This is a genomic window from bacterium (assembly GCA_040755795.1).
In the GTDB taxonomy this organism is placed as follows: Bacteria; UBA9089; CG2-30-40-21; order CG2-30-40-21; family SBAY01; genus JBFLXS01.
Map to the genome: position 1 here is coordinate 1 of JBFLXS010000201.1, position 7,103 is coordinate 7,103.

The 7,103-nt window shown below is 35.5% G+C and carries 5 protein-coding genes; 2 read left to right on the forward strand and 3 right to left on the reverse strand.

Annotation, left to right across the window (positions count from 1 at the left end; genetic code table 11):
• Positions 1-447: 447 nt before the first annotated feature.
• The 3 genes from AB1414_12685 to AB1414_12695 form a co-directional block, all read right to left on the reverse strand.
• A complete protein-coding gene (locus AB1414_12685; GenBank protein ID MEW6608277.1) occupies positions 448-690 on the reverse strand; it encodes a zf-HC2 domain-containing protein in 243 nt (80 codons plus the stop codon).
• A gap of 217 nt (positions 691-907) precedes the next feature.
• Entirely contained in the window at positions 908-1,564 is a 657-nt protein-coding gene (locus tag AB1414_12690) for a sigma-70 family RNA polymerase sigma factor (protein ID MEW6608278.1), read from the reverse strand.
• 651 nt (positions 1,565-2,215) lie between these two features.
• A complete protein-coding gene (locus tag AB1414_12695; protein MEW6608279.1) occupies positions 2,216-4,120 on the reverse strand; it encodes a secretin and TonB N-terminal domain-containing protein in 1,905 nt (634 codons plus the stop codon).
• Between the two features lie 176 nt (positions 4,121-4,296).
• Here AB1414_12695 and AB1414_12700 point away from each other — a divergent pair, with 176 nt between their 5' ends.
• A complete protein-coding gene (locus tag AB1414_12700) occupies positions 4,297-5,850 on the forward strand; it encodes a hypothetical protein (protein ID MEW6608280.1) in 1,554 nt (517 codons plus the stop codon).
• Between the two features lie 202 nt (positions 5,851-6,052).
• Positions 6,053-7,078 (forward strand): hypothetical protein, encoded by a 1,026-nt coding sequence (locus tag AB1414_12705; GenBank protein ID MEW6608281.1) that lies wholly within the window; start codon positions 6,053-6,055, stop codon positions 7,076-7,078.
• Positions 7,079-7,103: the final 25 nt, after the last annotated feature.

Sequence of the window (7,103 nt, forward strand, 5' to 3'; positions counted from 1 at the left end):
CAAGCAGGAAAGCGAACCTAAAGGTTCGCACTACATTTATCGAATGTCACAGGTTAATTCGTGTCCTTATGTGGCTAATTTCTCTAATTCTCTGTGAACTCTGTGCCTCTGTGGCTGAACGGTTACGAAAAAATATTGTAACTATTCAGTAATTATTCAGCTACAGATTAACACGGATAAATAACAGATAGTAGAGGACAAGATGCAAGGGGCGAGAAAGCAGAGGGTAGAGATAGATGTCCTCCGCTGGCGTGGGATTAAGGGGGTGGAAATTAGAAGAAGAAAAGCCCTTCAGCCTTCAGCCTGATTACAGACACGGATACCGGAGACGCCTCACGGATTTTTCCGTGTTTCATCCGTGTCCATCTGTGGCTGAATAGTTACGATTTGGTTTATAATTCTTCGTGCCATTCGTGTTCTTCGTGGTTTTAAAAGATGTGAGAAAGGTTAATCTAACCGCACAGGTGGCAATTTTTCTTTAAGCCTTTTGTGCAATCGTTCAGAAACATCTTGTGGAATAGAGGGTTTAAGGACAGACTTATATATTTGGATGGTTCTCTGTAAGGTTATTAGATAAGAGTTACATTTTGGACACTTAGAGATATGTTTTTCTACTTTACTCTGCAAACCAGGTTTTAACTCTAAATCTATGTAATCTGATAATAGAGTTTTTATCTTATTACACTCCATTATTTTAATGTTCTCCCTTATAATTTGTTATTCCAGACATTAAAAAAACCTTTATGTTTGTCTCTACATCGCTATTTTCTGTTACAGAAAAACTTACATTGTCGTGCTTATAATTATCTTTAACCTTTCCAACTAATGAATGTTTATTCAGGAAAGGAGAACATTCGTTAAAAAAAATAAAGTAAGCGTTTAGGTATCTACGCCCCGACGGTTAAAATTAAATTGTGAGATAAGGAAGTATTTTCTTATGTAAGAATCGCCTTATCCTATGTATTTGTGATTTTATAGTTCCAATTGAATAACCTAATATTTCACTTACTTGTTTATTAGAAAAATTTTCTATTTCTCGGAGGAAAAAGACTACTCTGAATTTTTCAGGTAATTCTTGAATAGATTCATTTATTATTAAACCCAGTTCCTTTTTTAAAAGTATCTCTTCAGGATTACCCAACTTCATACTTAGTAATTCAACCATATCATCATCAAGATTAGCCTCTAAAAGATTATCGAGAGAATAGGAAGTCTTTTTTTTCTTTAATTTTTGAAAGCAAAGATTTATTGCTATCCGATATAGATAGGTAATAAATTTTGCTTCCCCTCTAAACTGAGAAAGAAATCGATAAACCTTGAGGAAAGTTTCTTGTAATAAATCTTCTGCATCTTCTTTATTCTCTAAGATATTATAAATCAGGTGATAAACCCTTGATTCATATCGACCTACTAATTTCTCAAAAGCAGAATTATCCCCTTCAATACTTTTTCTAATTAAAATTGCATCCTCATCTTCTGTAGGCTTTCCCTTTTCCAATTTCTCAAAAGAATTATCCGCATCTAATTCATAATCGTAAATTTCCTTCTCAAACGAAGTAGACATTTTTATCCTTCCCCTCTATATATCTTATCCTTCTTAAAGAAGGTGAATTTCCCCCTATGAGATTTTTATTAGAATAAGGGACACTTATGTTAAGCCTATAGGTATTTTTTATCTGATTTAAGTTCCAAACTTAAATACATTTCAACTCCATCATATAATATTCCCTCCCATTTTCTGGTAATTGGTAACTGGTGAATGGTAATTAGTTACCACTTACCATTTAACCGATTACTTACTTTATAATTTCGTGAAGCCCTATTTTAAGGTAAGATAATTATACCATCTAACCTATAAAATTGTCAAGGAAAAAGTTTAGCAAATTGTAATGCGTCAGTGAAATGGGGGATTCTCCTGAAAGTAGGAAGTAGGAAAGTAGGAAAGTAGGAAAGGGGGAGACATTGCCCCCAGAAGAGGAATACCGTGCACATCCTTTATCCCTTTCCTACTTACCTACTACCTACTTGCCTACTATTTTCATTGCTTTGTCCTCCGCAGGTTAATGTTCATTCCCCCAAATAACTGACGTATTACAGCAAATTGTAATGGGTCAGTGAAATGGCGTATTAACCTGTTTAGATTGGACAAAAATCGAAAATCAAAAACTTATTTAACCATTCCTCTATATTTTATCCCAGAGGCTTCGTAAAGTAGTTAATCAATGATATGCGGTGTAATAAATATCACTATTTCTGTTTCTGCAGATTTAATTTGAGTATTCCGGAAAAGGAATCCTAATAAAGGTATACTTCCTATCACGGGTATCTTGGTAATATTATGTTCCTCTTTTTGTTGAATTAGTCCACCAATAGTAATTGTTTGGCCATTTTTCATCCTGACCATAGTATTTGCAGTTCGCTTACTGATAACCGGATAACCTTCCTTGCCTATTCCCGTGACATCACTTACATCAGGTTCAATAGAAACTGTAATCTCATCATCACTACATATATAAGGGGTAATTTTTAAGGTAATTCCACTTAATACCTTACTAAAACTTGCGGGTTGATAAGCAGTTCCTGGTAGGGAGTAGTATTCTTCCCTACCCATATAGATATTAGCTGTTTTGCCATTTATAGTAAGTATTCGTGGAGTAGCTCTAATCTTTGCTTTTCCTTTCTCAGCTAACATCTTTATGGTAGCCAGAGCTTCTGAGGATACTCCAACACTTAGATAATTCCCTTTTAAGTCCAGTGTAGTAGGTAGAAGTGTAACTTTAGTCTTTCCCCCTTGGAAAGACCAATCTATTCCCAGACTTCTTCTTGCTTGCTCGGATAATTCAGTTACCATCACTTCTACCAGTATTTGTTTAGGTGCAAGGTCAATCTTTTTTATATATTCCTTAATTTCTTCAATAATCTCTGTGGGTGCGGTTACAGTAAGGATATTCTCGCCAGAATCTGTTTTGATATATTTAGCATAATTAGCTGGTAGGAGATTAGATATGGAATCTACTTTTAAGTAACTGGGTTTAATTCGTTCAACTGTAGATAATAGAAGGAATGTGGGGGTAGTAGGGTCAGCCGAGGTAACAAGGTAATAATCTTCTATTTTTTTAAAAAGATATCCAGAAGGGGTAAGGATTCTTTTAAGTGCCTTCTCTAACGGTAGATTATCTAACTCCATAGATACTACTCCTTGAACACTCTCGTCTGCAATAATAGTAACCTGCGACTGGGAAGCTATATCTTGAAGTGCTTGCCTTATATCAGTATCAACAAAGGTATTGGTAATAAGTGGTTCTTTCTCTTCAGACGCAAGTGCAGATTTTTCCTCTTTCTTAATTTCTTCTTGACTCGAACTCCCCACAATTATCTCCTTCTGGAGAGGGATTAAAGGAGAGGTTTCTGTCTCCCTCTGAATGGGGATTAAGGGGGAGGTTCCTTCATCGCCTTCCTTTTGCTCTGTAACTAATTCTTCGGCTACTGATAGTCTTTCTTCAAGTAGTTGCAGATTTGCTATCCTTGCCCAGAATTCCCAACCTTCACCATAGACCTTTATCTGAGTGATTATCTTTGGCTTTGGAGTTAATGAAAGTAGGTTTTCAGAGGTATATGAGTGCCATTCATTCCGTTTTACCATTTCTCCTTTATCTTTATATCTGGGTGTGGAATATAAAAAGCCATGCTTCCATAAGTAGATTTTTCTCTGTTCATCCAAATATTCTACTTCCAGAGTAAGTGGGTAAATCCCACCTTTGAGAAGGGTATCACTCATAAGTGAAGAGTGAATTACCTTTACATCTGTTTTGATAAAAAGTGATGTAGCTCCAGTAGCAACCTCTCTATTTATATCCTGTTTAATCCCTAATTTACCTATGGTTTTTCTGGCTATTTTTCTTTTAAATTGAAGAACATGTGGATACTCTGGGCTATCTTCAACAATATTAATAGTCATAATATTTGCCTTTCCCTGCCGTAGTTCTTCCCACGAATCAAGTCCCGCACTAAAATCGCCATTTCTAAGGAGTGAGGATGTAGAAACTGGACCAGGATAAGAGTTATTCACTATAGTTAAAAAGATAGCCATTCCCCAAAAAATCACCTTTTTATATTTCATTATGCTACTATAATATCATTAAGTTTTAATGTTTGTCAACAAAATTCTTTGCCCCTTTCTCTTAAAATTTTATTGACAGAACATAATGAATTATGATATATTGGTAGTAGAGAGAGGGAAGAGGCTTGTTTTCTTTACTCTCTACTTTCTAATTCCAAAGGAGGTTATTAAAGAAGATGAGAGGAATTAAGATTACAATACTTATTTTGTGGATTATTAGTTTAGGAGGGAAAGAATCTTTTGCCTGGAAACTTGGTTTTGACCCATTTGCTACTGAAATTAAAGGTTCCCCAGGAACATCAAGGACATTTGAGATTAACATCTTTATTTCAGATAAAAAAGAGGCAAAAGTAAAAATATATCCCACTGATATTACTATTGAAAGAAATGGGGAATTTAGATATCCTCCATCTGGTATGTCAAAATATTCATGCGCAAAATGGATAAAACTACAACCAGAAGGTGAGATGATTATAAAAGAGAATGAGAAAAAGAAGATTTTATGTAAAGTCACCATACCACGGGGAATACCAATTGGCGAAAGGTATGCCGCAATTATGTGCGAAACCCTACCAGAGAAAACGGCTAAAGGTGGGATTACGGCACATTATCGAATAGCATCTATTGTCTATCTGACGGTTGGAATTAGAGGATTTACAGAAAAAATCAATATCTTGAATACGGATATGACAAAAGAAAAAGAAAATACAATCTTTACCATAACCGTAGAGAATAAAGGTAATATTCGTCTGGTTCCAGATAAAGGAATATTATATATCAAGAGTGGTCGAGGAAGAATAATTACCCAAACTCCAATTACTGCTGATACTTACACTATGTTTCCCGAGGATATACGAGATTTTAAGGCAGTAATTAACCAGAAGTTGCCTGATGGCAATTATACCGCTGAGATTAAAATCCCTTATGGTCAAGAAAAATATGGTAGAAGAAAGATGTTAATGAGCAAAACTCCAGTTATGGTAAAAAATGGTGTCTTAGTCAAAGGAGTAGGTGAAGAAAAGAGTGAAGAATACCTTAGTTTCTACCCACTTCCTACTGCCATTAATGAGAAAGTTATGCCACAAGGGTTTCGAAGTAGAGTAATCCAATTATTTAATACCGAGAATATCCCTATTGATATACGGGTAGAATTAAGAGATGCATTTATTGATGAGAAGGGACGGATTATCTATTTAGAGCCAGGCACTACTTCATATTCCTGCGTAAATTGCCTTAAAGTGAATCCTTCATCCTTTACTATTCCCGCTAATGAACAAAAGGTTGTAAAATATAATATCTCCGTACCTAAAGAGGAACGGGGAGGGAAATATGGAGCGATTTTGTTTATTGCCTCTTCTGGCGATAAACGAGGGGAGGCGATTGTACCCATTGGCATAATTATTCCCAATACTTTGCAAGAGAATCTCATTCTTAACGATTTAAAAATCTTACCAAATCTCAAGGAGTTAAAGGTGTCATTCAACCTTACGAATGCTGGGAATGTAAGCCTTCAACCTACGGGTAAAGTTGTAGTTCAGGAAAGACATGGAGAAAAAGTGGCTGAGATATTACTTCCTGAAGGGATATTAATCTTACCTCAAGGAACTCACAAGATAGATTTACTACAACCTCATAATCTTGAGCCCGGTGAATATATTGCCATATTTGAGATTAGCTATGGAGAGAAGAAATCTATCGAAGAGAAAAGGAGTTTCTTGATCAAGAGATAAGAATCAAAAACCTACTGGTCTGCCACAATAGATAAAGCTCCCTTAATTATAATCGTTTAGTTGGTGTGAAAGACTTCTGCAAAATGAGAATTTTTGCTTTATTTGTCATTCCTGCGTTCTTTGTGTCATTTCTGCATCCTGTCAATTTAAAAACCTGCTAAAAATTTATTGACAAAGATAGAAGTTTAGTATATACTTATAGATGATGAAGAAGAAATGGCATCCGTATTTCTCAAATGTATTAAAACATCTACTCGAACCTAAAGGATTTAGCGTTGAAACAGAGGTTGAGGTTGGCAAAATGCCATTAAGGATAGATATTGTGGTCATTAAAAAGGGCAAGGATGCGGATGTTAAATCTTTACCTCTTGTATTCCAATCATTTACTGATTATAATATTATTGAATATAAATCACCTGGGGATAGATTCACCCGGAATGATTTTGACCGATTATTTGCTTATGTGCTATTATTTAAGATAAAAGAGAATATAGAATGGCGAAGCCAAATAAATGTTTATGCACTTTTAAGCGGTGGTATAAAAAGGATAGAGGATTATATTCGTGGTAATGGACATAAACTGGCAAAGATAAAGGAAGGGCTTTATTTTGCGGATTTTGGGTTTAATTTTTATTTAATTCAGCTGGATAGGTTAGAGGTGACTCCTGAAAACTATGGACTAATTCTTTTTACTTCAGGAGAATCCATTAGGGAATTAGCCAGGGGAATAGGTAGTAAAAGGGAAGATATATTAGAGGTAGAGTTAGTAGAGTTAATAGAAACAGGGTTGTATCTACATCCTGAGGAATTCAAGGAGGAGGTGAAATTAATGCCACAGACATTAGCGGATAGACCAGATATAATTGGTGAACTGGCAGATATAGTTGGAGTTGATAAGTTTATCCAGGGTATTGGTAAGGAGAGGTTACTTCGGAGTGTGGACAAATTTGTGCAAGGGATTGGAGAGGAGAAGGTAATTCGTAGCATTGGGGAAAAAGAGGTAATTCGTAGCATTGGTGAAAAAGAGGTAATTCGCAGCATTGGCGAAAAGGAGGTAATCCGTAGCATTGGGGAAAAAGAGGTAATTCGCAGCATTGGCGAAAAGGAGGTAATCCGTAGCATTGGAGAAAAAGAGGTAATCCGTAGCATTGGGGAAGAGAAAATACAAAGAGATCTTATAAAACTTCTTGGTAAGGAAAAGATAAAGAAGATGTTAGAGGAAAATTAAGCGAATTAGTAAATTAAACAAATTA

Bases quoted from the DNA above. Each gene is read 5' to 3' on its own strand.
- AB1414_12685 (MEW6608277.1), bottom strand. From the start codon at position 690: ATGGAGTGTAATAAGATAAAAACTCTATTATCAGATTACATAGATTTA.
- AB1414_12690 (MEW6608278.1), bottom strand. From the start codon at position 1,564: ATGTCTACTTCGTTTGAGAAGGAAATTTACGATTATGAATTAGATGCG.
- AB1414_12695 (MEW6608279.1), bottom strand. From the start codon at position 4,120: ATGAAATATAAAAAGGTGATTTTTTGGGGAATGGCTATCTTTTTAACT.
- AB1414_12700 (MEW6608280.1), top strand. From the start codon at position 4,297: ATGAGAGGAATTAAGATTACAATACTTATTTTGTGGATTATTAGTTTA.
- AB1414_12705 (MEW6608281.1), top strand. From the start codon at position 6,053: ATGATGAAGAAGAAATGGCATCCGTATTTCTCAAATGTATTAAAACAT.